This window comes from Pseudomonas neuropathica (assembly GCF_051174785.1).
In the GTDB taxonomy this organism is placed as follows: Bacteria; Pseudomonadota; Gammaproteobacteria; order Pseudomonadales; family Pseudomonadaceae; genus Aquipseudomonas; species Aquipseudomonas neuropathica_A.
Map to the genome: position 1 here is coordinate 1,844,521 of NZ_CP195111.1, position 24,381 is coordinate 1,868,901.

The 24,381-nt window shown below is 58.6% G+C and carries 24 protein-coding genes; 7 read left to right on the forward strand and 17 right to left on the reverse strand.

The window, feature by feature from the left end; translation table 11 throughout:
* Positions 1 to 109: 109 nt before the first annotated feature.
* Positions 110 to 1,051, reverse strand: coding sequence for a fatty acid desaturase (locus tag ACRRSD_RS08395; RefSeq protein WP_435037779.1), 942 nt, complete (start codon positions 1,049 to 1,051; stop codon positions 110 to 112).
* A gap of 325 nt (positions 1,052 to 1,376) precedes the next feature.
* Here ACRRSD_RS08395 and ACRRSD_RS08400 point away from each other — a divergent pair, with 325 nt between their 5' ends.
* A complete protein-coding gene (locus ACRRSD_RS08400; RefSeq protein WP_435037780.1) occupies positions 1,377 to 1,796 on the forward strand; it encodes a GNAT family N-acetyltransferase in 420 nt (139 codons plus the stop codon).
* A gap of 128 nt (positions 1,797 to 1,924) precedes the next feature.
* On the opposite strand, the gene def is transcribed toward ACRRSD_RS08400, so the two are convergent.
* From def to ACRRSD_RS08415, 3 genes are all read right to left on the reverse strand, one after another.
* A complete protein-coding gene (gene def, locus ACRRSD_RS08405; RefSeq protein WP_110718790.1) occupies positions 1,925 to 2,464 on the reverse strand; it encodes a peptide deformylase in 540 nt (179 codons plus the stop codon).
* 2 nt (positions 2,465 to 2,466) lie between these two features.
* The gene (locus ACRRSD_RS08410; protein WP_223027455.1) at positions 2,467 to 3,417 is read right to left on the reverse strand and encodes a YihY/virulence factor BrkB family protein; all 951 of its coding nucleotides are present in this window, start codon (positions 3,415 to 3,417) and stop codon (positions 2,467 to 2,469) included.
* Between the two features lie 164 nt (positions 3,418 to 3,581).
* Positions 3,582 to 3,773 (reverse strand): CsbD family protein, encoded by a 192-nt coding sequence (locus ACRRSD_RS08415; RefSeq protein ID WP_414868301.1) that lies wholly within the window; start codon positions 3,771 to 3,773, stop codon positions 3,582 to 3,584.
* Between the two features lie 197 nt (positions 3,774 to 3,970).
* Between ACRRSD_RS08415 and ACRRSD_RS08420 the strand changes: the two genes are divergently transcribed.
* Positions 3,971 to 4,348 (forward strand): hypothetical protein, encoded by a 378-nt coding sequence (locus tag ACRRSD_RS08420; RefSeq protein ID WP_007917843.1) that lies wholly within the window; start codon positions 3,971 to 3,973, stop codon positions 4,346 to 4,348.
* A 231-nt stretch (positions 4,349 to 4,579) separates the two neighbouring features.
* Here ACRRSD_RS08420 and fadD1 read toward each other — a convergent pair whose 3' ends face one another.
* Both fadD1 and fadD2 read right to left on the reverse strand, forming a co-directional pair.
* Positions 4,580 to 6,277, reverse strand: a complete 1,698-nt coding sequence (gene fadD1 / locus ACRRSD_RS08425; RefSeq protein WP_435037781.1) for a long-chain-fatty-acid--CoA ligase FadD1 — start codon at positions 6,275 to 6,277, stop codon at positions 4,580 to 4,582.
* A gap of 354 nt (positions 6,278 to 6,631) precedes the next feature.
* A complete protein-coding gene (gene fadD2, locus ACRRSD_RS08430; RefSeq protein ID WP_435037782.1) occupies positions 6,632 to 8,320 on the reverse strand; it encodes a long-chain-fatty-acid--CoA ligase FadD2 in 1,689 nt (562 codons plus the stop codon).
* Positions 8,321 to 8,519: 199 nt separating this feature from the next.
* Between fadD2 and ACRRSD_RS08435 the strand changes: the two genes are divergently transcribed.
* Together ACRRSD_RS08435 and ACRRSD_RS08440 are read left to right on the forward strand one after the other, a co-directional pair.
* On the forward strand, positions 8,520 to 9,464 hold the full coding sequence (locus ACRRSD_RS08435; RefSeq protein ID WP_435037783.1) for an alpha/beta hydrolase: 945 nt from the start codon (positions 8,520 to 8,522) through the stop codon (positions 9,462 to 9,464).
* A 42-nt stretch (positions 9,465 to 9,506) separates the two neighbouring features.
* Positions 9,507 to 9,977 (forward strand): MaoC family dehydratase, encoded by a 471-nt coding sequence (locus ACRRSD_RS08440; RefSeq protein WP_003227420.1) that lies wholly within the window; start codon positions 9,507 to 9,509, stop codon positions 9,975 to 9,977.
* A 265-nt stretch (positions 9,978 to 10,242) separates the two neighbouring features.
* Here the strand turns inward: ACRRSD_RS08440 and ACRRSD_RS08445 are convergent, their stop codons facing one another.
* On the reverse strand, positions 10,243 to 10,710 hold the full coding sequence (locus ACRRSD_RS08445) for a ferritin-like domain-containing protein (protein ID WP_435037784.1): 468 nt from the start codon (positions 10,708 to 10,710) through the stop codon (positions 10,243 to 10,245).
* Between the two features lie 205 nt (positions 10,711 to 10,915).
* On the opposite strand from ACRRSD_RS08445, the gene ACRRSD_RS08450 reads away from it, so the two are divergent.
* Both ACRRSD_RS08450 and ACRRSD_RS08455 read left to right on the forward strand, forming a co-directional pair.
* Entirely contained in the window at positions 10,916 to 11,152 is a 237-nt protein-coding gene (locus tag ACRRSD_RS08450) for a DUF3820 family protein (RefSeq protein WP_003227425.1), read from the forward strand.
* A gap of 29 nt (positions 11,153 to 11,181) precedes the next feature.
* Positions 11,182 to 12,363, forward strand: a complete 1,182-nt coding sequence (locus ACRRSD_RS08455) for an aminotransferase class V-fold PLP-dependent enzyme (RefSeq protein ID WP_435037785.1) — start codon at positions 11,182 to 11,184, stop codon at positions 12,361 to 12,363.
* Here the strand turns inward: ACRRSD_RS08455 and ACRRSD_RS08460 are convergent.
* The 4 genes from ACRRSD_RS08460 to zwf form a co-directional block, all read right to left on the reverse strand.
* Entirely contained in the window at positions 12,360 to 12,935 is a 576-nt protein-coding gene (locus ACRRSD_RS08460) for a hypothetical protein (protein WP_435037786.1), read from the reverse strand. The genes ACRRSD_RS08455 and ACRRSD_RS08460 overlap by 4 nt on opposite strands.
* A gap of 171 nt (positions 12,936 to 13,106) precedes the next feature.
* Positions 13,107 to 13,772, reverse strand: coding sequence for a bifunctional 4-hydroxy-2-oxoglutarate aldolase/2-dehydro-3-deoxy-phosphogluconate aldolase (locus tag ACRRSD_RS08465; RefSeq protein ID WP_008082815.1), 666 nt, complete (start codon positions 13,770 to 13,772; stop codon positions 13,107 to 13,109).
* 17 nt (positions 13,773 to 13,789) lie between these two features.
* A complete protein-coding gene (gene pgl / locus ACRRSD_RS08470) occupies positions 13,790 to 14,503 on the reverse strand; it encodes a 6-phosphogluconolactonase (RefSeq protein ID WP_435037787.1) in 714 nt (237 codons plus the stop codon).
* Positions 14,490 to 15,956 carry a glucose-6-phosphate dehydrogenase gene (zwf, locus tag ACRRSD_RS08475; protein WP_007917863.1) on the reverse strand — a complete coding sequence of 489 codons (1,467 nt, stop codon included), beginning with the start codon at positions 15,954 to 15,956 and terminating at the stop codon, positions 14,490 to 14,492. Before zwf ends, pgl begins: the two co-directional genes overlap by 14 nt.
* A gap of 226 nt (positions 15,957 to 16,182) precedes the next feature.
* Here zwf and ACRRSD_RS08480 point away from each other — a divergent pair, with 226 nt between their 5' ends.
* Positions 16,183 to 17,043 (forward strand): MurR/RpiR family transcriptional regulator, encoded by an 861-nt coding sequence (locus ACRRSD_RS08480; RefSeq protein WP_171057240.1) that lies wholly within the window; start codon positions 16,183 to 16,185, stop codon positions 17,041 to 17,043.
* Positions 17,044 to 17,391: 348 nt separating this feature from the next.
* Here the strand turns inward: ACRRSD_RS08480 and ACRRSD_RS08485 are convergent, their stop codons facing one another.
* The 6 genes from ACRRSD_RS08485 to ACRRSD_RS08510 form a co-directional block, all read right to left on the reverse strand.
* Complete coding sequence (locus ACRRSD_RS08485) at positions 17,392 to 18,246, reverse strand: D-hexose-6-phosphate mutarotase (protein WP_007917868.1); 855 nt, start codon at positions 18,244 to 18,246, stop codon at positions 17,392 to 17,394.
* A gap of 113 nt (positions 18,247 to 18,359) precedes the next feature.
* Positions 18,360 to 19,709, reverse strand: a complete 1,350-nt coding sequence (locus ACRRSD_RS08490; protein WP_322844545.1) for a carbohydrate porin — start codon at positions 19,707 to 19,709, stop codon at positions 18,360 to 18,362.
* 193 nt (positions 19,710 to 19,902) lie between these two features.
* Positions 19,903 to 21,063 carry an ABC transporter ATP-binding protein gene (locus ACRRSD_RS08495; RefSeq protein WP_435037788.1) on the reverse strand — a complete coding sequence of 387 codons (1,161 nt, stop codon included), beginning with the start codon at positions 21,061 to 21,063 and terminating at the stop codon, positions 19,903 to 19,905.
* Between the two features lie 2 nt (positions 21,064 to 21,065).
* A complete protein-coding gene (locus tag ACRRSD_RS08500) occupies positions 21,066 to 21,911 on the reverse strand; it encodes a carbohydrate ABC transporter permease (RefSeq protein ID WP_016983699.1) in 846 nt (281 codons plus the stop codon).
* Positions 21,904 to 22,812: a carbohydrate ABC transporter permease gene (locus ACRRSD_RS08505; protein ID WP_435037789.1), complete on the reverse strand. Its 909-nt coding sequence runs from the start codon at positions 22,810 to 22,812 to the stop codon at positions 21,904 to 21,906. Before ACRRSD_RS08505 ends, ACRRSD_RS08500 begins: the two co-directional genes overlap by 8 nt.
* Positions 22,813 to 22,968: 156 nt before the next feature.
* Positions 22,969 to 24,270 carry an ABC transporter substrate-binding protein gene (locus tag ACRRSD_RS08510; protein ID WP_016983700.1) on the reverse strand — a complete coding sequence of 434 codons (1,302 nt, stop codon included), beginning with the start codon at positions 24,268 to 24,270 and terminating at the stop codon, positions 22,969 to 22,971.
* Positions 24,271 to 24,381: the final 111 nt, after the last annotated feature.

Genomic DNA, 24,381 nt, shown 5'->3' on the forward strand with positions numbered 1-24,381 from the left:
TGGGAGCGAGCCTGCTCGCGAAAGCGCTGGGTCAGACAACAGATCCATCAACTGATACGACGCCTTCGCGAGCAGGCTCGCTCCCACAGGGTTTTGTGGTGTTCTTGGGTTAGTGGTAAGGATGCTCGGGACTGTCGATTGGCCTTAAGCCATTGCGCCGCCAGAACTCGCCATACCCTTGCACCAGAAACCCGCCACTGCGCGCGATCCATTGCTCGCGATGCATTCGATAAACCGTCGGCAAGTCGTACCACGCAAGCTTGGGCAAGTCGTGATGCACCAGATGAAAATTCAGATTCAGAAATAACCAGCGCCACGGCCAGGCCGCTTCGTTCAACACCGTGCGCTGTTCCGGTTGCGCATGCGGACGGTGTTCATAGTAGGAGCGGATCATCGCAATCGACAGCGCCGGCACGCTGATCAACAACAGGTAATGCCATACCGGCAGCACGCTGTATCGAGCGATGAACCCCAGCATCAGCAGGGTGAACGCGCCGTGGGTCAGCCACATCAGCCACGCCTGCCGCTCGCCGTTTTTCAGCCGCTGCCACTCTTCTTTGGCCAGCGCTATCAGCGTCAGCGGCGCGCCGATGACGAAACGTCCGAGCACGGTTTTGTTCAACCAGTGCAGGCTGCGTTCAAACAGCGAACTGCCCTGCCAGCCAGCGCGGGTCAGGTAACGGCTTTCCGGATCGACGCCGGGCACGGTGAGATCCTCATCACGGTGATGCAGCAAATGGCTGTCGCGATACAGCGTGTACGGATACCACACGGCAAACGGCGCATAGCCGAGGATCTTGTTGAAACGCACCCAGCGCGTCGGATGCCCGTGCAGCAACTCGTGCTGCACCGACAACCACAACACCAGCAGCGGAATCAGCAACAACGTGCTCAAGCCACGGCCGAGCCACTGACTATTGAGCACAATGGCAAACCAGCCGCCATAGACGCCGATCAGCAGTAGCCAGGTCGGCCACTCTGTACGGGCGGTGAAGCGTTGCCGCAGGGTTTCGATCTGTTGACGATGGGCCGCGTCGAAGTAATGGGGCATGGCGTTGCTCGGAACGGGATTCTTGCCCTTCTGTGCAACGACGCAGCGCAATCTTGCAGATTATTTTCAGGTCAAGGCAGGAGCCCGAGAACCGGGCTCCGAAAAGGCGTAATCAATGACCGAAGATGTCGACTTTCTTGGCTTTCTTCTCTGCGCGTTTTTCAATCGCGGTCTTGGCCGGTTTCTTCTTCGCGGCTTTCTTTGAATCCATACCTTTGGACATGATGCGTACTCCACTCACAGGGGATGTGAGGTCAGGTATACACCTATCCAGAGCCTTGCGTTCTTTTATAATCGCCGCTTTGCCCACCGACAGTCCGATCCCATGCCCGACACCCAATACACCTTGCTCGACGAGTCGTTATGGCCGTTGATGAACAAGTTTTACCGCAGCCACCAGTCCTCGATGAAAGCCGTTCGCGAGGCGCAATTGTGGGTAGCGCGGCGTGGAGAAATCGTTGGCGCATTGTGCTTGCGGCCGGTGGCGGGTGGGCATTGGTTGACCGGGTTGTTCGTTGATCCGGGATGTCGCGGACAAGGGCTTGCCGCGCAGTTGATCGCGGCGGCGGTGCAGGGTGTGAGCGAGCCGGTGTGGCTGTTCTGCCATCCGGATTTACGCGGATTTTATGAGCGGCGCGGGTTCACGTTCGACCCCGCCCTGCCCCAGGCGATGGCCGAGCGGTTGAGCCGGTATGCGCGGAGCAAGCCGATGATTGCGATGGAGCTGATTCCTGCTCAATCCTGATGTGCAATGCAAAACCAATGTGGGAGCGAGCTTGCTCGCGAAAGCAGAGTGTCAGTCACTAAGTTGTCACTGATTAATCGCATTCGCGAGCAAGCTCGCTCCCACAGGGGACAGTCTGCGGTCTTGAGCTAGTCGTCGGCTGTGGGATCAAGGTCCGGGAACATCACTTCGGTAAAACCGAACTTGCTGAAGTCGGTGATGCGCGATGGGTACAGCCGGCCGATCAGGTGATCGCATTCGTGCTGCACAACGCGTGCATGGAAACCTGACGCGATACGGACAATCGGCTCGCCCTTCGGATCAAACCCTTCGTAACGAATCTGCTGATAACGCTCCACCGCTCCACGCAACCCCGGCACCGACAGACACCCTTCAAAGCCCTCCTCCATCAACGGACTCAACGGCGTGATCAGCGGATTGATCAGGATCGTCTGCGGCACCGCTTCAGCGTCCGGGTAACGTTCGCTGTGTTCAAAACCAAAGATCACCAGTTGCAGATCGACGCCGATCTGCGGCGCGGCCAAGCCAACGCCGCCGACGCTTTCCATGGTCTGGAACATGTCGTCGATCAGTTGCCACAGCTCAGGGCTGTCGAACATCTCGGCCGGCACGGGCGGGGCGATACGCAGCAGGCGCTCGTCGCCCATTTTCAGAATTTCACGGATCATGATCAGACTTCGTCAGTGTCCGGCTTGAGCGAATGATCGCGACCCAGGCCCGAGACGTGTTGTTTGGGATGTTCATCGAGTTCGCCGGGGACTTTTTCACCCGAGTCCTTGCCCTCGCTGGACATGTGCTCGATCACCGCGTTCATCTCGGCGCCAAGCAACAGCACCGCAGCGGAAATGTAGAAATACAGCAACAGCACGATGATCGCCCCGATGCTGCCATACATCGCGTTGTAGTTGGCGAAGGTTTTCACGTAGAAGGCGAACCCCAACGAGGCGATGATCCACACCACCACGGCCAGGACCGAACCGGGTGTGATGAAACGGAATTCCTGTTTGACGTCGGGCATGACGTAGTAGATCAATGCCACGGCGACCATCATCAGAATCACGATCACCGGCCAGCGCGCAATCGTCCACACGGTGACGATGAAGTCTTCCAGCCCCACTTGCGCGGCGATCCAGCCCATCACCTGCGGCCCGAGCACCATCAGCGCGGCGGCCACCAGCAGCATGCCGGCAATGCCGACGGTGTAGAAAATCGACAATGGGAAGCGCTTCCAGACCGGTCGGCCTTCGACCACGTCGTACGCCGCGTTCATCGCGCTCATCATCAAGCGCACGCCAGCGGAGGCGGTGTACAGGGCAATGACGATACCGACGGAAAGCAGGCCGCCCTTGGATTGCTGCAACTGGTCGATCACCGGATTGACCTGCTCCAGCGCCTGCGGAGGCAGGACCAGTTCCGATTGCAGGCGCAGCCAGGAGAAAAAGTCCGGCAGGTGCAGGAAACCAATCAGGGCGATCAGAAACAGAATGAACGGGAACAGCGAGAACAGCATCTGGTAGGCCAGTGCCGAGGCGTAGGTCGACATTTCGTCGTCGACGAACTCAGTGACCGTGCGCACCATCACCCGGTGCAGGGGCAGACCTTTCATGTCCGGAAAAATCATTCGCGTCTCCTTTCGCCGCAATACAGGTTGAAGTCGTGGCGACTCAGGGGCCGTTTTTTACATCAAGGTAGCCTGTTTGGCGAACCTCGTCGGGTCGCTGCAGGCTTTTGACACAAAAACGGCCATCCTTGGATGGCCGTTCGTGTCTTTCGTTCAAGGCTGAATTACGCCTTGTCGACGCCTTTTTTTACAGCGTCCTTGGCTTTGCCGACCGCTTGCTGGGCTTCGCCTTTTTTCTCTTGAACCTTGCCTTCGGCTTGCAGCTTGCTGTTATCGGTGGCTTTACCGACGCCTTGCTTGACGTTGCCGACCGCTTCGTTGGCCATGCCTTTTACTTTATCGCCTGTGCTACTCATGGTGTTTCTCCGTGATGCATAAAGGGGGAAAAGTCAGTACGTAATGATTGACTGGCCGGGTTTGCGCCAAGTTTCATTTATTTTCAGGGGCTCATTTCGTCGCGGCGTGCAGGTTGGGCTTTATGTTTGTGTGCGTAGCCCCGAGAATGCGCAACATATGGGCGCCAAGCGCCAGGAACCGATCCCGCAGGAATGTTATGAAACTCGATAAAACGCAGGCCATCGCCCGACGCAACAAGGAACTGGGCGGTGCCGTGCTCGGCACCAACAACTGCCACTTCGCCGAACTGAACCGTAACCGCAACATCTGGTGGTTCGACCTGCCAGTGTCGCGCCTGGCCATCGGTCAGTACGAGTGGATTCACCTGCTGATGCACACACCGGCTACCGATGAACTGCTGCACCTGAAAGTGCCGACAGTGTTCCTGCGTGAAAAGCTTGAAGGGCTGGTGATCCGCAATGAAGGCAAGCGCAAAGCGGCGTTGAGCCTGGAATTGAGTGCGGACAAGGATTCGTATCTGCAGGACATGCGTCCGGCGGGGACCAATGTGAATTTCGCGCCGTTTCGTCAATAGCCCTCACCCTAACCCTCTCCCAGAGGGAGAGGGGACTGACTGAGTTGTTTGGGCGAGATACACCGACCTGAGATATCGCGTCGAACTCAGATTCTGAAAAGCCCCCGATCGGCTCCCTTCCCCCTCGCCCCCCTGCGGGAGAGGGTTGGGGTGAGGGGGTAGATTTACCAGGCACTGCAAATCTACAGCCTGCCCCAACAAAAAGCCCCGCATCTGCGGGGCTTCGTGTTTTCAGGCGGCGGACTTGGCCTTGATCTTCTTCAGCTCTTCATCGCGCAGCTCACGACGCAAAATCTTGCCGACGTTAGTGGTCGGCAGTGCATCGCGGAACTCCACCGAACGCGGCACCTTGTAGCCAGTGACGTTGGCGCGCATATGCTCCATCACTTGCTCTTTGGTCAGGGTCACGCCCGGCTTGGCGACGATGAAAATCTTGATCGCCTCGCCCGACTTCTCGTCCGGCACGCCGATGGCCGCGCACTGCAACACACCCGGCAGGGTCGCCAGCACGTCTTCCAGTTCGTTCGGGTAGACGTTGAAACCGGAGACCAGAATCATGTCTTTCTTGCGATCGACAATGCGCATGTAACCGTCCGGCTGGATCAGCGCGATGTCACCGGTCTTCAGCCAGCCTTCGCTGTCGAGCATTTCATCGGTGGCTTCCTGACGCTGCCAGTAGCCCTTCATCACTTGCGGGCCCTTGACGCACAGCTCGCCGATTTCACCCAGCGGCTGCTCGACACCGTTATCGTCGATGACTTTGCACAAAGTAGATGGCACCGGAATACCGATGGTGCCGATCTGGATGTTCTGGATCGGGTTGACCGTGGCCACCGGGCTGGTTTCGGTCATGCCGTAACCTTCGCAGATGGCGCAACCAGTGACCGCTTTCCAGCGCTCGGCAGCGGCCAGTTGCAGGGCCATGCCGCCGGACAAGGTGACTTTCAGCGCGGAGAAATCCAGCTTGCGGAAACCTTCGTTGTTGCACAGCGCCACGAACAACGTGTTGAGTCCGACAAAACCGCTGAACTTCCACTTCGACAGTTCCTTGACCATCGCCGGCAGGTCGCGCGGGTTGCTGATCAGGATGTTGTGGTTGCCGATCAGCATCATCGCCATGCAATGAAAGGTGAACGCATAGATGTGGTACAGCGGCAGCGGCGTGATCAGGATCTCGCAGCCTTCATTGAGGTTGGAGCCCATCAGCGCTTTGCACTGCAGCATGTTGGCGACAAGGTTGCGATGGGTCAGCATCGCGCCTTTGGCCACGCCGGTGGTGCCGCCAGTGTATTGCAGCACCGCAACATCGCCGCTGTGCGGATTGGCTTCGGCCACCGGCTGGCCCTGGCCCTTGCTCAGCACGTCGTTGAACTTGACGGCTTTGGGCAGGTGATAGGCCGGGACCATTTTCTTCACGTACTTGATGACGCTGTTGATCAGCAGACGCTTGATCGGCGGCAGCAGGTCGGCAACTTCAGTGACGATAACGTGTTTGACGCCGGTTTTCGGCACCACGGCTTCGGCCAGGTGCGCCATGTTTGCCAGGCACACCAGCGCCTTGGCACCGGAGTCATTGAATTGGTGTTCCATTTCCCGCGCGGTGTACAGCGGGTTGGTGTTGACCACGATCAGCCCGGCGCGGATCGCACCGAAGACGGCTACCGGGTACTGCAGAACGTTGGGCAGTTGCACGGCGATTCGATCGCCGGGCTGCAAATCGGTATGCTGTTGCAGATACGCGGCAAACGCACCGGACAATTCATACAATTCACCGTAGGTGATTGTCTTGCCCAGGTTGCTGAAAGCCGGTTTGTTGGCGAAGCGTTGGCAGGATTGCTTCAACACTGCCTGAATGTTCGGATACTCGTCCGGATTGATGTCGGCAGCAATTCCAGCCGGGTATTTATCCTTCCAAAAGTCTTCGATCATGGAAGCCCACTCCTCAGCAACGCGAATTCTTCACCGCATTTGATGCGATTATTATTGGTGTGTGTTTGGTATTGGTGAATCTGGCTTTTACATAGGCCGAGAAGTCACAAAGCGCGCCGAGAGTAGCAGCTTTGCCAAGGGTCGACTAGAGCCAAAAGCGGCCCCTACAGTCACTATGATGACTCAAGACTACCAAGCAGTCATTTTAGAGCAAAAATCCTAGACCGCCTTGAAAGCCCCGGTTTTCGGGGACGTCAGACAAAAATTCGCGAGCAGGCTCGCTCCCACAAGGATTACATCTTTCCCTGTGGGAGCGAGCCTGCTCGCGAATGCGCGAAGCGCAGCGGTTAAGGGCTACGCGATATCGCGCAACTCACGCCGCAGAATTTTCCCCACAGGCGTCATCGGCAATGACTCACGCAATACGATGTGTTTCGGCACTTTGTACGCGGTGAAATTCTCTTTGCAGTAGGCCTTGAGTTCTTCGAGGCTGACCCCGGTTTCCCGCGCCACCACAAACAGCTTTACCGCCTCCCCCGAGCGCTCGTCCGGCACACCGATCACCGCACAGTTGGCGACCTTCGGGTGCGCCATCACCACGTCTTCGATTTCGTTGGGGTACACGTTGAAACCGGAGACGATGATCATGTCCTTCTTGCGATCGACGATTCTCACGAAACCGTCCGGATCGATCACCGCGATATCGCCGGACTTGAACCAACCCTCTGCATCCAGCACTTCGGCCGTGGCTTCCGGTTTGTGCCAGTAGCCCTTCATGATCTGCGGGCCCTTGATGCACAACTCGCCCCGCTCGCCCATCGGCTGCTCGACACCGTCATCATTGATGATTTTCAGCAACGTGCCCGGCACCGGCAAACCGACCGTGCCCAGCCGCGATTGATCGCCGTACGGATTGGTGCAGGCCACCGGTGAAGTTTCGGTCAGGCCGTAACCTTCGGTGATGCGGCAACCGGTCATCTGCTCCCAGCGCTCGGCGGTGGCCTTGACCAGCGCGGTGCCGCCAGAGTTGGTGAGCTTGAGGCTGGAGAAATCGAGGGTCTTGAAGTCCGGGTGATCCATCAGCGCCACGAACAAGGTGTTCAGCCCCAGCAGCGCCGAGAAACGCCAGTTCTTCAGCTCTTTGATGAAGCCGGCAATATCCCGTGGATTGGTGATCAGCACGTTGTGGTTGCCGGAAACCATCATGCACATGCAGTTCGCGGTGAAGGCATAGATGTGATACAGCGGCAGCGGCGCGATCATCACTTCCTGGCCTTCGCGCAGCAATGGCTGGCCATCCGGGCCGAGTTGCGCGAGACAGGCACGCACTTGCTGCATGTTCGCCACCAGATTGCCGTGGGTGAGCATCGCGCCTTTCGCCAGCCCTGTGGTGCCGCCGGTGTATTGCAGCACGGCGATGTCGTCGAGGCTGACCTTCAAAGGCTTGATGCCCAGGCCACGGCCGATACGCAACGCACTCTTGAAGGAAATCGCCTGCGGCAGCGAATACGCCGGGACCATTTTCTTCACTTTGCTGACCACGGTATTCACCAGCCAGCCCTTGGCGGTGGGCATCAGGTCGCCCATCTTCGCTTCGATCAGGTACTGAATGTCGGTGTCGCCCAGCACTTCCTGGACTTTCTGGCCGAACATGTTCAGGTACACCAGCGCCCGTGCGCCGGAATCCTTGAACTGGTGGCGCATCTCCCGCGCGGTATACAGCGGGTTGGTGTTGACCACGATCAGCCCGGCACGCAAGGCACCGAATACGGCAATCGGGTAATGCAGGACATTGGGCATCTGCACGGCGATGCGATCCCCCGGCACCAGATCGGTATGCGCCTGCAGGTAACCGGCGAAGGCAGCGCTCTGACGCTCAAGTTCGGCGTAGGTCAGGGTGATGCCCATGTTGCTGAACGCCGGGCGATCGGCGAACTTCTTGCAGGAACGCTCGAATACCTCGATCACCGACTTGAACTCACCCATGTCGATGTCCAGCGGTACGCCGGCCGGGCGTTTATCGTTCCAGAAATCAGGTTGCATTGTTCTTGTCCTCTTTACCTGAGCCGATCCGGGCCGCTTTCTGTCATTTCTGAAAAAGCGGAGCTTCACGGACACTAGCAGTTATGGCCATTGAGGCAAATATGGACAAAGCCGTCATTGACCGTGTGAATCTTCCTGCCATGGCGTGGGCTGATCAGACGCGCTATACAATGTTCCGACTCTGAGCAAAGGAATCGCCATGATCCACGACACCCTATGGCTGGACGCGAGTGACCGCAGCCGCCTCTTCGTCAATCAATGGCTGCCGGCGGCGCCGTTGAAAGCGGTGATCCTGCTGGCCCATGGCATGGCGGAACACAGCGGCCGCTACGCTCGACTGGCCGACACGTTTTGCGACAAAGGATATGGCGTGTACGCACCGGATTTACGCGGACATGGCAAAACCGCCAATCACGGAACCCTCGGCCACTTCGCCGATGACGACGGCTGGTGCAAAGTGCTCGGCGACCTGGCCAGCCTCAATCAGCACATTGGCCAACAACACCCCGGTGTACCGATCATTCTGCTGGGGCACAGCATGGGTAGCTACCTCGCCCAAGGCTATCTGCTGCACCACAGCGCCAGCCTGCACGGGGCGATTCTCAGTGGTTCAAACTTTCAGCCCGTCGCGCTGTACGGCGCTGCACGGCAGATCGCCCGTCTGGAGAAACTGCGTCAGGGTGGCAAGGGTCGCAGTGCACTAATCGAATGGCTGTCGTTCGGCTCGTTCAACAACAAGTTCAAACCGGTGCGCACACGCTTCGACTGGCTGAGTCGTGATCCCGCCGAAGTCGACCAGTACGCCAACGACCCGTTGTGCGGCTTTCGCTGCACCAATCAACTGTGGATCGACCTGCTCGGCGGCTTGCAGCAGATCAGCAAAGCGTCCAATCTCGCGCAGATCGACCCGGGCCTGCCGCTGCTGGTAATCGGCGGCGAATGTGATCCGGTGAGTGAGGGCAAGCGTCTGACAGATCTGGCCAATGCCTTGCGCTCGGCCGGCAGCCAGCACCTGCAACTGAAAATCTACCCGCAGGCACGGCACGAATTGTTCAACGAAACCAACCGCGACGAAGTGATCGCTGATGTGCTGGCCTGGATCGATCAGGCCCTGAGCCATCCGCGCCCTCAGCGCAGCGAATAATTTTTTGTGGATTCACTGAATCCGTCACAGGAATCGAGACCGATGACCCAGGTTACCAACATCCCTTACGAAGCCCTCGAAGTCGGCCAGACCGCCAGCTACAGCAAAACCGTCGAAGAGCGCGACATTCAACTGTTTGCCGCGATGTCGGGCGACCACAACCCGGTGCACCTGGACGCCGAGTTTGCCGCCGCGAGCATGTTCAAGGAGCGTATCGCTCACGGTATGTTCAGCGGGGCGCTGATCAGTGCCGCAGTGGCCTGCGAATTGCCTGGACCGGGCACTATTTATATCGGTCAGCAGATGAGCTTTCAGAAGCCGGTGAAGATTGGCGACACGTTGACCGTGCGTCTGGAAATTCTCGAGAAGCTGCCGAAGTTTCGCGTGCGCATTGCCACTCGCGTGTTCAACCAGCGTGATGAGCTGGTGGTGGATGGCGAGGCTGAGATTCTGGCGCCGCGCAAGCAGCAGACGGTGACGTTGCCTACTTTGCCGGCGATCAGCATTGGCTGATTGATTGGTGGTGTGTCAGTGAGAGCTTTTCCCCCTCACCCCAGCCCTCTCCCCCAGGGGGGCGAGGGGGAAAGGGAGCCGATCTTCGTGCTTTTCAAAACCTGAGTTCACCTAAAATCGCTCAAGTCGGTGTATCTCCAACATCCACCTCGGTCAGTCCCCTCTCCCTCCGGGAGAGGGCTAGGGTGAGGGGCTCTTGCTTTGGCTTTCCCCCAGACATAAAAAAACGCCAGACTAGCTGGCGTTTTTTGTTACTGGCGAACGCTTAAGAACGAGCGCGAGCCTGGTTACGCAGGGCTTTCACCTGATCGTGGTTGCGTTGTACGCCGTGATACTGGCGTTCAACCAGGTCACGAATACCGACCAGGTTGTGCTTGTTGATCTTCTCGATGGCTTCACGATAAGCCTTGAGCGCATGGTCTTCACCACGCTCGGCTTCGTTCAGCACAGCCTCTTCGTCTTTGCCGGTGAACATGGCTTTGACGTCGACCCAGCGACGGTGCAGGTCACCGCTGACGCTGGTAGAGGTTTCCGGATCGCCGCCCAGCTTGCGAACTTCGGCTTGCAGTTCTGCTGCAGCGGTAGCGCAATCGGCGGAGCGAGTCACAAACAGGGATTTCAGTTCTGGATGCTTGATGTCTTCAGCGCAAGTCTTGAACCCTTCCTGACCGTCCTTGCAGGTTTCAATCAGGTCATTGAGTACAGAGATGGCTTCTTTATTCATGTCGGTCATTTTTCAATTCCTTGCGATGGGTTGAAGATGCAAGGGATATTGCAGTGTGCGTGCCAGTTTTTTTATTTTTGAAAAAACCTTTCAAATCAAATAGTTAAAGATAAGTGAACTATCTGTATCACGGTTATTTGCATGATCTGTCATTTGGCCTGCATGCAGAATGCCTGTATTTTCCAAGCTGATTTGAAGCCAGACGAAATCCCTGATGAATCCCGAAAAACTCGAACTGCTGATTACCCGCGAAATGCCCTTCGGCAAGTACAAGGGCAGGATCATTGCCGACCTGCCGGGGCCGTACCTGAACTGGTTTGCCCGTGAAGGTTTTCCCCACGGCGAGCTTGGTGGCTTGCTCGCGCTGATGCAGGAGATCGACCATAACGGCCTCTCGGACCTGCTCGAACCGCTGCGCGCCAAACACGGCAAACCTGCCCCGCGCCATTGAAGCGCCCTCCTCTCTAGAGTCAGCCGACCATGCCCGATAACACCCGCCGCGCCCGTGACGAAGCCTTCTGGCAAACGTTCGCCGATCGCTACGACACTCAACCCGGCCCCGTGAACCTGGAAAATGGCTACTTCGGGCGAATGTCGCGCACGGTGATCGAGGAATACCAGCGCAATATCGAGCTGATCAACACCAGCAATTCGGTGTACGTGCGCCAGCGTTTCGAGCAGTACGACAATCTCGATATCCGCGCGCAACTGGCCGAGCTGATTGGCGTGCATGCGCAGAGCGTAGCCTTCACCCGTAACGCCACCGAAGGCCTGCAGTCGCTGATCCGCAACTACAACCGCTTGCAACCGGGCGATCAGGTGCTGATCAGTGATCTGGAATACGACACGGTCAAAGGCGCCATGCGCTGGCTGGCCAGACATCGTGGTGCCGAGGTGATCGAGATTGCCCACGCGCACCCAGCGAGTTACGACAGTCTGCTGGAGACTTACCGCGAAGCGTTCAGCGGCCAGCCGAAGATCAAGCTGATGGCCCTGACTCACGTCACTCACCGCACCGGCCTGGTCATGCCTGTGCAAGCCATCGCCGCGCTGGCCAAAGAGCATGGCGTCGATGTCATCCTCGACGGCGCCCATGCACTCGGTCAGATCGAGTTCGATCTTGAAGCACTGGGCATCTCTTTCGCGGGTTACAACCTGCACAAATGGATCGGCGCACCGCTCACACTCGGCTTCCTCTATATCGCGCCGCAACGCTTGACCGATATCGATCCGGACATGGATGAAATGCACTACCCGGCCAATGATATCCGTGCGCGCACTTCGTACAGCACGCCCAACATTCCAGCACTGATGACCTTGCCGCTGGTGTTCGAGGAGCACCGCTCCCTCGGCGGTGCACCGGCCAAAGGCGCTCGCGTCAATTATCTGCGCAATCTGTGGGTCAGCGCGGTACGGCACTTGCCGGGTATCGAGGTGATGACGCCAGACGATCCAAGGCTGTATTGCGGCATCACCTCGCTGCGCTTCACCCGGCACGACAATCAACAGGCGATGGCCGAGCGTCTGCTCAACGACTACAACCTGTTTACCGTGGTGCGCAACGGCGCCGCCAGCGGGCCGAGCATCCGCATCACGCCGGGGCTGACAACCACTGCTGCCGAGATGCAGTTATTGGTGCGCGCGCTGAACGAGCTGCGCTAAAACACTGTGATCAGGTATTTGTCATAGCCCGCCACGCCGATCTGCGATGACAGTGCAAAGGTGTCGACGCCGATCGTCAGGTTGCCGAAGTAGCCGTCCTCCGGGCCATCGTCTGTGATCGGGCGCAACGCCAGCCGAACGGCATCGTTATCAGCGGTTGTGCAATTGCAGGCACAGGGCAAATGCAGGCGCCCCGCCCAGGCCTCCTGATACAGCTGCGGCTGTTGATCGTCATTGGCGATGGCGACGCTCAGAGCGATGCACGAAAAGGCAGTTTGCCGATCCGGGTAAAGGCTGGTGAAACGAACGATGCCTTTACTGTCGGTCGACTGACTGCCGCACAGTGTGTCGGTGCCGATGTGCTGCTCGATGCGGACCACGGCGCCACTGACCGGCTCGCCGGTCATGGCATCGACCAGGGCCAGCCGCAATAGAAGAGGCAAGCCTTCGATGCCCGCGCTGATGTTGCGCACCTTGCCCTTGCTGTTGTGCCAATCGAAACTGCCAACCACGGGCAACTGCCGTGGCTGAAGAGCGTTGACTGATAAAGCTAAAGATTGATGGTCGTCCATGAGGCGTTCTCTCTTCCGTAAGATGAACGCAGATTAGCGCCACGCAAACGCAGCCGTGCGGTAACTATGTATCGCGTGATGTCCTCGCACTTTCTTCAAGGCAAAAAAAACGGTGCACCGACCAAGCGCACCGTAAAGCCGTAGAACACACAACGAAGTGTCTGGTAACAATCAGTCCAGCAGCGCCAGTGCCTCAGCGGTGCATTCCTGAATACGGGCCCAGTCGCCGTTCTTGATCCACTCCGGATCAAGCATCCAGCTACCGCCCACGCACATGACGTTTTTCAGCGCCATATAGCTCTTGATGTTGGCTGGGCCGACGCCGCCAGTCGGGCAGAATTTCACTTCGCCAAACGGGCCGCCGAGGGCCTTGATTGCTGCTACGCCACCGCTGACTTCAGCCGGGAACAGCTTGAAGCGGCGATAACCCAGACCATAACCTTCCATGATGCCGGAGGCGTTGCTGATGCCCGGCAACAGCGGAATCGGGCTGTCGACGCTGGCCTCCAGCAGGTCACGGGTGATGCCCGGAGTGACGATGAATTGCGAACCGGCAGCTTCAGCCGCAGCCAGCATATTGCGATCGAGTACGGTGCCGGCACCGGTCATCAGTTCCGGACGCTGGTCGCGCAGGATCTGAATGGCTTTGAGGCCGAACTGCGAACGCAGGGTCACTTCCAGCGCGGTCAGACCACCGGCAGCCAGGGCGTCGGCCAGTGGCAGCACATCCTGTTCGCGAGCGATGGTGATCACCGGCAGGATCCGCGCCTTGGCGCAGAGGCTGTCGATCAGGGCAACTTTGTCCGCCATGGAAACGGTCGGGGATGGGGTTGTCATAGCGGCTGTTCCTTGGCTCATGGGCACCAGTAAATCTCTAACGTAGGTTGCAGAAACGCGCGCACCGGCATGGCGGCGACGTCGTCGGATGCCAGTGCGGCATTCAGGGTGGTCAGTTTCGATTGACCGGAAATCGACAGAATCTTGTGCTTGGCCGAGGCCAGCAGCGCACGGCTCATGGTCAGGCGCTGACGCGGCACGCTCGGCGCCAGCATCGGCCAGCAACGGCGAGTGCCATCGGCTTGCAGCGCTTCGGCGAGATTCGGGCTGTCGGGGAACAGCGACGCGGTGTGGCCGTCATCGCCCATGCCCAGCACCAGCACGTCAATCGGCGGCAATTCGGCGAGCAAGCGGTCAGCCTGTTCAGCAGCCTGCTCGACGTTGGCCGCCGCGCTATACAGGCTGAGGAACTGCGCTTTCGCCGCCGGGCCTTTGAGCAGGTATTGCTTGAGCAAACCGGCATTGCTGTCAGCGTGTTCAACCGGTACCCAACGCTCGTCGGCGAGGGTCACAACGACCTTCGACCAGTCCAGCGCCTGCTTGGCCAGGTGCTGGAAAAACGCCACCGGGCTACGACCGCCAGACACCACCAGCACCGCGTTGCCGCGTGCGGCAATGGCGTCGCTCAATTGCTTGGCGACGTTAAGCGCCAGACCTTCGGCCAACAGCACCGGGCTCTTGAATTCGTGAGCGTTCACGCCCGTAGGCAGTTGCACATCAGATATCGCCATACCACGACCTCCCGTCCCGCGTGATCAATGCAATGGAGCTCATCGGCCCCCACGACCCGGCCGCATACGGCTTGGGCGCGTCACCGGATTTTTTCCACCCGGCGATCAGCTGGTCACACCACTTCCACGCGGCTTCGATTTCATCTTTACGGACAAACAGGTTCTGATTGCCGTTCATCACTTCCAGCAACAACCGCTCGTAGGCATCGGGGATCCGCGCGCTACGCCAGGTGTCGGAGAAATTCAGTTGCAGCGGGCCGCTGCGCAGTTGCATGCCTTTGTCCAGGCCCTGCTCTTTGGTCATCACGCGCAAGGAAATGCCTTCGTCCGGTTGCAGGCGAATGATCAGTTTGTTACTGATCTGCAGGCGCTGCTCAGGGGCGAAGATGTAGTGCGACGGCTCCTTGAAGTGGATGACGATCTGCGACAGTTTCTGCGGCATACGCTTGCCGGTACGCAGGTAAAACGGCACACCGGCCCAGCGCCAGTTGCGGATGTCGGCACGCAGAGCGACGAAGGTTTCAGTGTCGCTCTGGGTGTTGGAATTCGGTTCTTCGAGGTAACCCGGAACGGATTTGCCTTCGCTGTGGCCGGCGATGTACTGGCCGCGCACCACTTGCGTGGTCAGGCCTTCGGGGCTGATCGGCGCCAAGGCCTTGAGCACTTTTACCTTCTCGTCACGGATGCTGTCGGCGGACAGGTCAGCCGGTGGGTCCATGGCGATCAGGCACAGCAGCTGCAACAGGTGATTCTGAATCATGTCGCGCAGCTGGCCGGCCTTGTCGAAGTAGCCCCAGCGGCCTTCGATGCCGACCTTCTCGGCCACGGTGATTTCCACGTGGGAGATGTAATTCTGGTTCCACTGGGTTTCGAACAAGCTGTTGGCGAAACGCAAGGCGATCAGGTTCTGAACGGTTTCTTTGCCCAGGTAATGGTCGATGCGGTAGGTGCGGTTCTCCGGGAAGAACTGCGCCACGGCGTCGTTAACCTTGCGCGACGATTCGAGGTCGGAGCCGATCGGTTTTTCCAGCACCACGCGGGTGTTTTCTGCCAGGCCGACTTTCGCCAGGTTCTCGCAGATCGCGCCATACACCGCTGCCGGTGTGGCGAAGTAGGCAATCATGCGTTGCGTGCTGCCAGCCAGTTCGGCCAGCGCCACATAATCTTCAGATCTGAGGAAGTCGACGTGCAGGTAGGTCAGGCGTGCGAGAAAACGCTCGGCGACCGCCTCGTCCAGCTCTTTGCCCACATAGCGACGCAGTTCGGCGGCGATAAACGCCATGTGCTGCTGCTCGGAACCTTCTTCACGGGCCAGCGCGATGATCCGCGTGTCTTCGTGCAGCAGGTCGGCGCCATCGAGGTGATAAAGGGCAGGAAACAGCTTGCGCAGGGCCAGATCGCCAAGCGCGCCGAACAAGGCAAAGGTGCACGGTTCAACCGTAATCGAAGGCATGATGTTTGTTCTTTTATCAAGTTAAGCTACAAATACCTTTTTTCAAGGCATCACTCAAGGGAAAATGTAGTAATAACCACAACATTTTCGCAAAATACAGATTCCGAGTGGTGGTCAGTCGGAGCCATCAGTAGGATAGGCCACCGTTACGGGCCATATCAAAGGCCCAATTTGCATAGCCCGGCGCACCTTTGCGCAGGTGAATTAGGAATTCCATATGGACCGCGTGCGAAATTTACTGGAACAGATCCAGAGTCGCCTTGAAGACCTGAACAAGGCCGAACGCAAAGTCGCCGAGGTGATCCTGCTCAACCCGCAGCAGGCCACCCGCTTCAGCATCGCCGCCCTCGCCCAGGCAGCCTCGGTGAGCGAGCCGACGGTCAACCGTTTCTGCCGTTCGTTCGGTGTCAGCGGCTATCCCGAACTCAAGCTGCAACTGGCGCAGAGCCTGGCCAGCGGCGCGGCCTATGTCAGCCGCGCAGTCGAGGCCGACGACAATCCCGAGGCGTACACGCAGAAGATTTTCGGCAGCGCCATTGCGTCCTTGGACAGTGCTTGTCAGGCGCTCGACCCGAACCTGATCAGCCGCGCTGTCGACCTGTTGATTCAGGCGCGGCAGATCCACTTCTTCGGCCTCGGCGCTTCGGCACCGGTGGCGCTGGATGCGCAGCACAAGTTCTTCCGCTTCAACCTCGCCGTCACCGCGCACGCCGATGTGTTGATGCAGCGGATGATTGCCTCGGTGGCGCACACCGGTGAGTTGTTCGTGATCATTTCCTACACCGGCCGTACTCGTGAGCTGGTCGAAGTGGCGCGCATCGCTCGTGAGAACGGCGCTTCGGTGTTGGGTTTGACGGCGGAGAATTCGCCGTTGGCCAAGGCGAGTACCTTGAGTCTGAATATTCCGTTGCCGGAAGACACCGACATTTATATGCCGATGACTTCGCGGATCATTCAGTTGACGGTGCTGGATGTGTTGGCGACCGGGATGACCTTGCGTCGTGGCGTGGATTTCCAGCCGCATCTGCGCAAGATCAAAGAGAGCTTGAATGCCAGCCGGTATCCGGTGGGTGACGAGTTCAACTAAGGCGCTAAAAGCGAAAGCCAACCCTCACCCCAGCCCTCTCCCGGAGGGAGAGGGGGCCGACCGAGGTGTCTTGCGCTATACATCGACCTGGATGACCGAGTCGATTATGGATTCAGCACTGCACTTTCACGTCGGCGTAATTCTTCAGCATCCCCCGATCGGTCCCCTCTCCCGGAGGGAGAGGGGGCCGACCGAGGTGTCTTGCGCTATACATCGACCTGAATGATTGAGTCGATTATGGATTCAGCGCTGCACTTTCACGTCGGCGTAACTTTTGAGCATCCCGCAATCAGTCCCCTCTCCCTCCGGGAGAGGGCTAGGGTGAGGGTAGCGGTGTACCTGACACACTCAAGCCGCCGCCCACGCCTGCAAACTCAAATGCGCCTTCTCCCCCGGCGCCAGATGCAGGCTGTCCGTCCCACCCGCCGCCGCTTCCACGCACACGAACTCGGAAATCTCATCCCACGTCACGCCCAACAACGGCCGAGCGCCCGGATGCCACACCACCGTGTCGGCACTGTCACCGGTATCGATGCACAACTCGCGCTGCCAGGCGTGATCTTTGAGCTGCAATTCGCCGTCATGCTGGAACACTCGCTGACAGCCGCCATCAACCCTTAACTCGCCTTCCTGCTGGCAAACCTGCCGATTCAATTGGTCATAACCCTGCGCCCCTTCAAGCCCAGACAGCGCTATCTCACCAACATCGCCAATACGCCAGTAAGCGTGCAAAGCCTGGCTCAACTGGCACGGCATGTCGTCCTGATGCTCGGTGCTCAGGCGTAATTCCATGCGCTCGCCAAGGTGTGCGTGCAGGTCAACCTGCCAGTCGCACAACTGCAATTGCCAGTGCAGGCGTACGCCATCTTCGGCGCTGCTGCTGTCGAGCAACTTCCAGTCGAGCAAACGCGCCCAACCATGCGATGGCCAGGCGTTTTCGCTCGGGTGACGGCCATACCATGGCCAGCACACCGGCACACCACCACGGATCGCGCCGACATGCGGCCACTTCGCCGCACACCACAACCACGGCTTTTGCCCACGCGGCTGAAAGTGCAGCAACTGCGCGCCCTGACGACTGAACACCGCCTGACACAGCGGGTGATCGATCACCAACACGTCGCGCATCTGATAGCGCTCCCAGGCGAACACCGGTTGTTCACGCAGGGATTTGAAGAAGCGTTGTAGCGGATGCTCATGCATTTGCCACGGTCCTGAAATCGACTTTCACAGGGCGGCGCTTGCCCCAAAAAAAAGCGGACAGCCTTGGCTGTCCGCAAATATGCGCACATAGAGAGGAGCTTATCGCAGACGCGTTAGAACGTAGACTGAATTTTCAGGCCAGCGACCAAAGCGTTGTCCACTTCATCCACACCACCCGGGTGAGTGATGTACTGCAGGTTAGGACGTACCGTCAGCCAGTTGGTGACGTGGAAGCCGTAGTTGATCTCGTAGTTGTATTCGGTTTCACGAATCGGCGAGAACACCGGGTTGTCGTAGTCCGAAACACCGTTGGAAGCATTCAGCAGCTCGGCGTTTTTCTTCACGTCATCGTTGACGTGGATACGCGCCGCGCCGATACCGACGTCATCCTTCGGACGCGCGTCGAACGGGCCTTTGTAGACAAACATCACCGACTGGTAGTTGTCGATGAAGTTGGTGTCTTTGTCGTGGAACGTGGCGTTGGCCGCGATGTTCAGACCGCGAGTTGCATCACCGTTGTGGCTGGTGAGTTGCTGTTGCGCGACGAACCAGTAACCGCTTTTGCTGTTGTGGGTTTTGTAGGCGTCGCCAGTAGTGGCAGCGTCGAAACCGTTGACGTCTTCACGAACGTCGTCGGCATCAGCCGTGCTCTTGTAGTAACCGACGCGGTATTCGCCCGGCAGGCTGTTGACCTTCGGCGACCAGACCAGCTCGACCGGCAACACAGTACCTTTGGTGCCGCTGCCGCTGAGCTTGAAGCCGTTGCCGTGCTCCAGCTGCGACGGGTTCTGGTTGTACGCACCGATTTGCGCGTAGAGCTCGTCGTTGATGTTGTACTTCACGCGGATCGCGGCCTGGCTGACGGGCCAGTTGTACCAGATGTTGGTCGCCCAGTTACCCACTTGCGAACCGCAGAACGCCAGGTTCTGGAAGTCGCACGGGAAGGTGTTGAAGTCTTCGCCTTCACCGAAGTAACCGGCCTTGACGTCGAGCTTGTTGTCGAAGAACTGGTGCTGAATCCACAACTGGGTCAGACGCACCATGTGGCCACGGCCGTAAACTTCTTGCGAGGAACTGAGGGTGCCGGCACGCGGATCGCCAACGCGGTCGTTGGAGATGTTGTAGCCGTTACGGTTGGTCAGCTGGATCTTCGCCTGAGTGTTATCCCAGCCCCACAGCTTTTGCAGATCGAGAGCCACGCCCAGACCGAACTGATCGCTGTAGCGTCCGGTCTTGTCATCGTTGTAGCCGCCGTGCAGGTTGGCGCCCATTTCCCCAACGTAATCGGCCTTGATGTCGATACCCTGCTCGATCAGCTTGGTACGCTCGCCACCCCAGTCGCCGGTCATCCATTTCGAATCGGAACTGAAGGCGTCCGCCGCCATGGCGTTACCGGCCAGCACCAAGGCCGCCGCAGCCGACACTTGGCAGATCAACCGGGCATTGACGTGTTTCTTTTTCATCCCTACATCCTCGTCTTTATTGTTATTAACTGTTTTTATCTAACGCGGTTTACATAAATTGCGATGGATTACAGGCAATCCACCGCGTGCTCCTTTGTGGGAGCGAGCCTGCTCGCGAATGCGGTGTATCAGGCGACATCAATGCTGGATGTCAGACCGCTTTCGCGAGCAGGCTCGCTCCCACAGTTGTTCTTCAGCGGCCTTTGAATTGCGCCACGTTCGCAGACCGCGCATCGGTCTGTGGTTGGCCGGCAGTGCCGAGGCGCTCACCGGTGTTGGCGTCGAACAACAACACTTTCGACGGATCGAACTGCAGCGTCAGGCTCTCGCCCACCTGCGGCGCCACGTCTGGTGCCAGACGGCAGCAGACTTTCGTGTCATTCAAATTGACGAACACCAGGGTGTCCGGACCAGTCGGCTCGGTGACCTGCACTTCGGCACGAATGCTCGGCAGGCCATTGCCCTCGCCGTTCGCCAAGACGATTTGTTCCGGGCGCAGGCCGAGGATCACTTCGCGATCTTCAAGACCGGCGTCCTGCATGCTCATCGGCAACTCGCAACGCGCCTGACCGCTGTCGAGCAGCGCCAACAAACGACCGTCCTTGCGTTGCAGACGCAGCGGGATGAAGTTCATCGGCGGCGAACCGATGAAGCTCGCCACGAACAGGTTGGCCGGGTTGTTGTAGATGTCTTTCGGCGTGCCGAACTGCTGAATGATGCCGTCCTTCATCACCGCAACCTTGTCGCCCAGGGTCATTGCTTCGATCTGGTCGTGGGTCACGTAGACCGTGGTGGTTTTCAGGCGCTGGTGCATCAGTTTCATTTCGGTGCGCATCTCGACGCGCAGCTTGGCGTCGAGGTTGGACAGCGGTTCGTCGAACAGATAAATCTTTGGTCGACGTGCCAGGGCACGGCCCATCGCCACACGCTGTTGCTGACCGCCGGAGAGCTGACCCGGTTTACGATTGAGCAGGTGTTCGATCTGCAACAGCTTGGCCACGCGCGCGACTTCTTCGTCGATCGCCGACTGCGGCATCTTGCGGATCTTCAGGCCGAACTCGATGTTCTCGCGCACGCTCATGGTCGGGTACAGCGCGTAGGACTGGAACACCATGGCGATGTCGCGATCCTTCGGGCTCATGCCGCTGACGTCCTGATCACCGATCATGATCGCGCCGCCGGTGATGGTTTCCAGACCGGCGATGCAGTTCATCAGGGTCGACTTGCCGCAGCCCGACGGGCCGACGAGGATCAGGAACTCACCGTCCTTGATCGACAGTTCGATGTTCTTCAGGGTGTCCGGCAGGCCGGCACCGTAGGTCTTGTTAACGTTGCGAAGTTCGAGCGTTGCCATGATTACCCCTTGACTGCGCCGGCCGTCAGCCCGCGCACGAAATACTTGCCTGCGACCACATAGACCAGCAGGGTCGGCAGGCCGGCGATCATCGCCGCTGCCATATCAACGTTGTATTCCTTGGCGCCGGTGCTGGTGTTGACCAGGTTGTTCAGCGCTACCGTAATCGGCTGCGAATCACCGCTGGAGAACACCACACCGAACAGGAAGTCGTTCCAGATCTGGGTGAACTGCCAGATCAGGCAGACCATGATGATCGGCGTCGACATCGGCAGAATGATCCGGCGGAAAATCGTGAAGAAACCCGCGCCGTCGAGGCGTGCAGCTTTCACCAACGCATCCGGAATGCTCACGTAGTAGTTACGGAAGAACAGCGTGGTGAACGCCAGACCGTAAACCACATGGATAAACACCAGACCGGTGGTGGTGCTCGCCAGGCCCATTTTGCCGAGGGTGAACGAGGCCGGCAGCAGCACGGTCTGGAACGGCAGGAAGCAGCCGAATAACAGCAGACCGAAGAACAACTGCGAACCACGGAAGCGCCAGAACGACAGCACATAACCGTTCAACGCACCGATGGCGGTGGAGATGATCACGGCCGGAACGGTGATCTTGATCGAGTTCCAGAAGTAACCGTCAACCGTGGCCCAGGCCTTGACCCAGCCGATGCCGCTGACCACGGTCGGCCAGCTCAGCAGGTTGCCGGTGCTGATGTCTTCCGGGGTCTTGAAGCTGGTGAGCAACATGACCACCAGCGGCACCAGATAAAGCAGTACGGCGAGGATCAGCACCGCGTAGATCGCGACGCGACTCAGGCTGATAGCAGGTTTGGCAGCGAGACTAGTCATTGCGCTTGGTCCTCAGCTCGGAATACAGGTAAGGCACGATGATCGCGAGGATCGCACCGAGCATCAGAATTGCACTGGCCGAGCCCATGCCCATCTGGCCGCGACTGAAGGTGAAGGAATACATGAACATCGCTGGCAGGTCGGAGGAATAACCCGGACCACCGGCGGTCATCGCCGCGACCAGGTCGAAGCTCTTGATCGCGATGTGCGCGAGAATCATCACCGCACTGAAGAACACCGGACGCAGGCTTGGCAGCACCACTTTCCAGTAGATCGTCGGCATGCTCGCGCCATCGATCTGCGCGGCACGGATGATTGATTGATCAACGCCACGCAGGCCGGCCAAAAACATCGCCATGATGAAGCCCGAGGCTTGCCACACAGCAGCGATCACCAGGCAGTAGACCACGCGATCCGGGTCGATCAGCCAGTCGAGACGGAAGCCTTCCCAGCCCCAGTCACGCAACAATTTGTCCAGGCCCATGCCCGGGTTGAGCAGCCATTTCCACGCGGTACCGGTGACGATCATCGAGAGCGCCATCGGGTACAGGTAAATGGTGCGGATAAAGCCTTCGCGACGGATGCGCTGGTCGAGGAACACCGCCAGCAACACGCCGATCACCAAGGTGATGCCGATGAACATACCGCCGAACACCGCGAGGTTCTTGCTCGCGACCCACCAGCGATCGTTGTCGAACAACCGCGCGTATTGCGCCAGACCGGCCCAGTTGTAGTTGGGCAGGAAGGTCGAGGTGGTGAACGACAGCACGAACGTCCACAGGATGTAGCCATAGAAGCCCACCAGCACGATGAACATGCTCGGCGCCAGCACCAGTTTGGGTAGCCAGCGTTGCAATGCATCGAACGGCGAGGCCTTGCTGAACACAGCAACAGAACTCATGGGGAAATCCAGTACAGGGAATAAAAACTACAGTGAGATCCCTTGTGGGAGCGAGCCTGCTCGCGAATGCGGTGTATCAGTCGACGGATGGAGCAACTGACACAACGCCTTCGCGAACAGGCTCGCTCCCACAGGAGAAGCCTGTGCTACCGACGCTTATTTGGACGACTTGATCGCCGCCCCCAGTTTCTTGGCAGTGTCGGCCGGGTCGGCTTTCGGGTCGTTGATGTAGTTGGTCACGACATCAAAGAATGCACCTTGCACCGCCAGCGTGGTCGCCATGTTGTGCGCCATGCTTGGCTGCAGGCCACCGGACTTGGCGTCTGCCAGGAAGTCCTTGGCAGCGGTCTGGGCGCAGGAGTCGAAACCAAGCTTGTCCATGTTGTTCAACATGTCGTTGCGTACCGGGATCGAGCCTTTGTTGATGCTGAAGACTTTCTGGAAGTTTTCACCCAGCACGACTTTGGCGATGTCCTGCTGACCGGCCGCAGTACCTGCGTCTTTCTGCTTGAACACGGCCAGCGAGTCGATGTTGTAGGTGAACGCCTTGTCGGTGCCCGGGAAGGCTACGCACTCGTAATCCTTGCCGGCGACTTTCTTGGCGGCGGTCCATTCGGACTTGGCCCAGTCACCCATGATCTGCATGCCGGCCTTGCCGTTGATGACCTTGGCCGCTTCGAGGTTCCAGTCCTGACCTTTGCCGTCGGCGTCCATGTAGGTCGCGACTTTCTTCAGCTCGGTCAGCGCCTTGACCATTTCCGGGCCGGTCAGCGCGGCGTTGTCCAGGTCAACCAGGGCTTTCTTGTAACCGTCGACACCCATGACCGAAAGCACTACAGCTTCGAACACGGTGCTGTCCTGCCAAGGCTGACCGCCGTGAGCCAGCGGAATGAAGCCCGCCGCTTTCAGCTTGTCGCCAGCGGCATAGAATTCTTCGAGGGTGGTCGGGTTCTTGGTGATACCGGCTTTCTTGAACACTTCCGGGTTGATCCACAGCCAGTTCACGCGGTGAATGTTCACCGGCACGGCCACGTAATCACCGTCGTACTTCACGGTATCGGAGACTTTCTTGTCGAGCAGGCTGTCCCACTTTTCCGACTTGGCGACGTCTTTCAGCACGTCGGTATCGAGCAGGCCAGTGGACGCCCATTCCTGAATATCCGGGCCTTTGATCTGGGCAACGCCAGGCGGGTTGCCGGCAACGGCACGGCTTTTCAGCACGGTCATGGCAGTCGCACCGCCACCACCGGCGACAGCGCCGTCTTTCCAGGTGAAACCGTCTTTTTCGACTTGCGCCTTGAGCACATCAACAGCGGCTTTTTCGCCACCGGACGTCCACCAGTGCACGACTTCGACCGAACCTTTGGATTCGGCAGCGGAAACACTGAGAGGCAGAATTGCGAGCGGAAACAGGGAGGCGACAGAAATGACAGTAGCGAGGCGAGAAATCGCATTCATCTGAGATGTACCTTTCTTGTTGTTATGCATGCAAGTCTGGTGCTTGCGCTGCACAGGAGTTTAAACAGGACGTTTCCCTTCGCAGGTAACGAAGGGATGCGCGAATGTCAC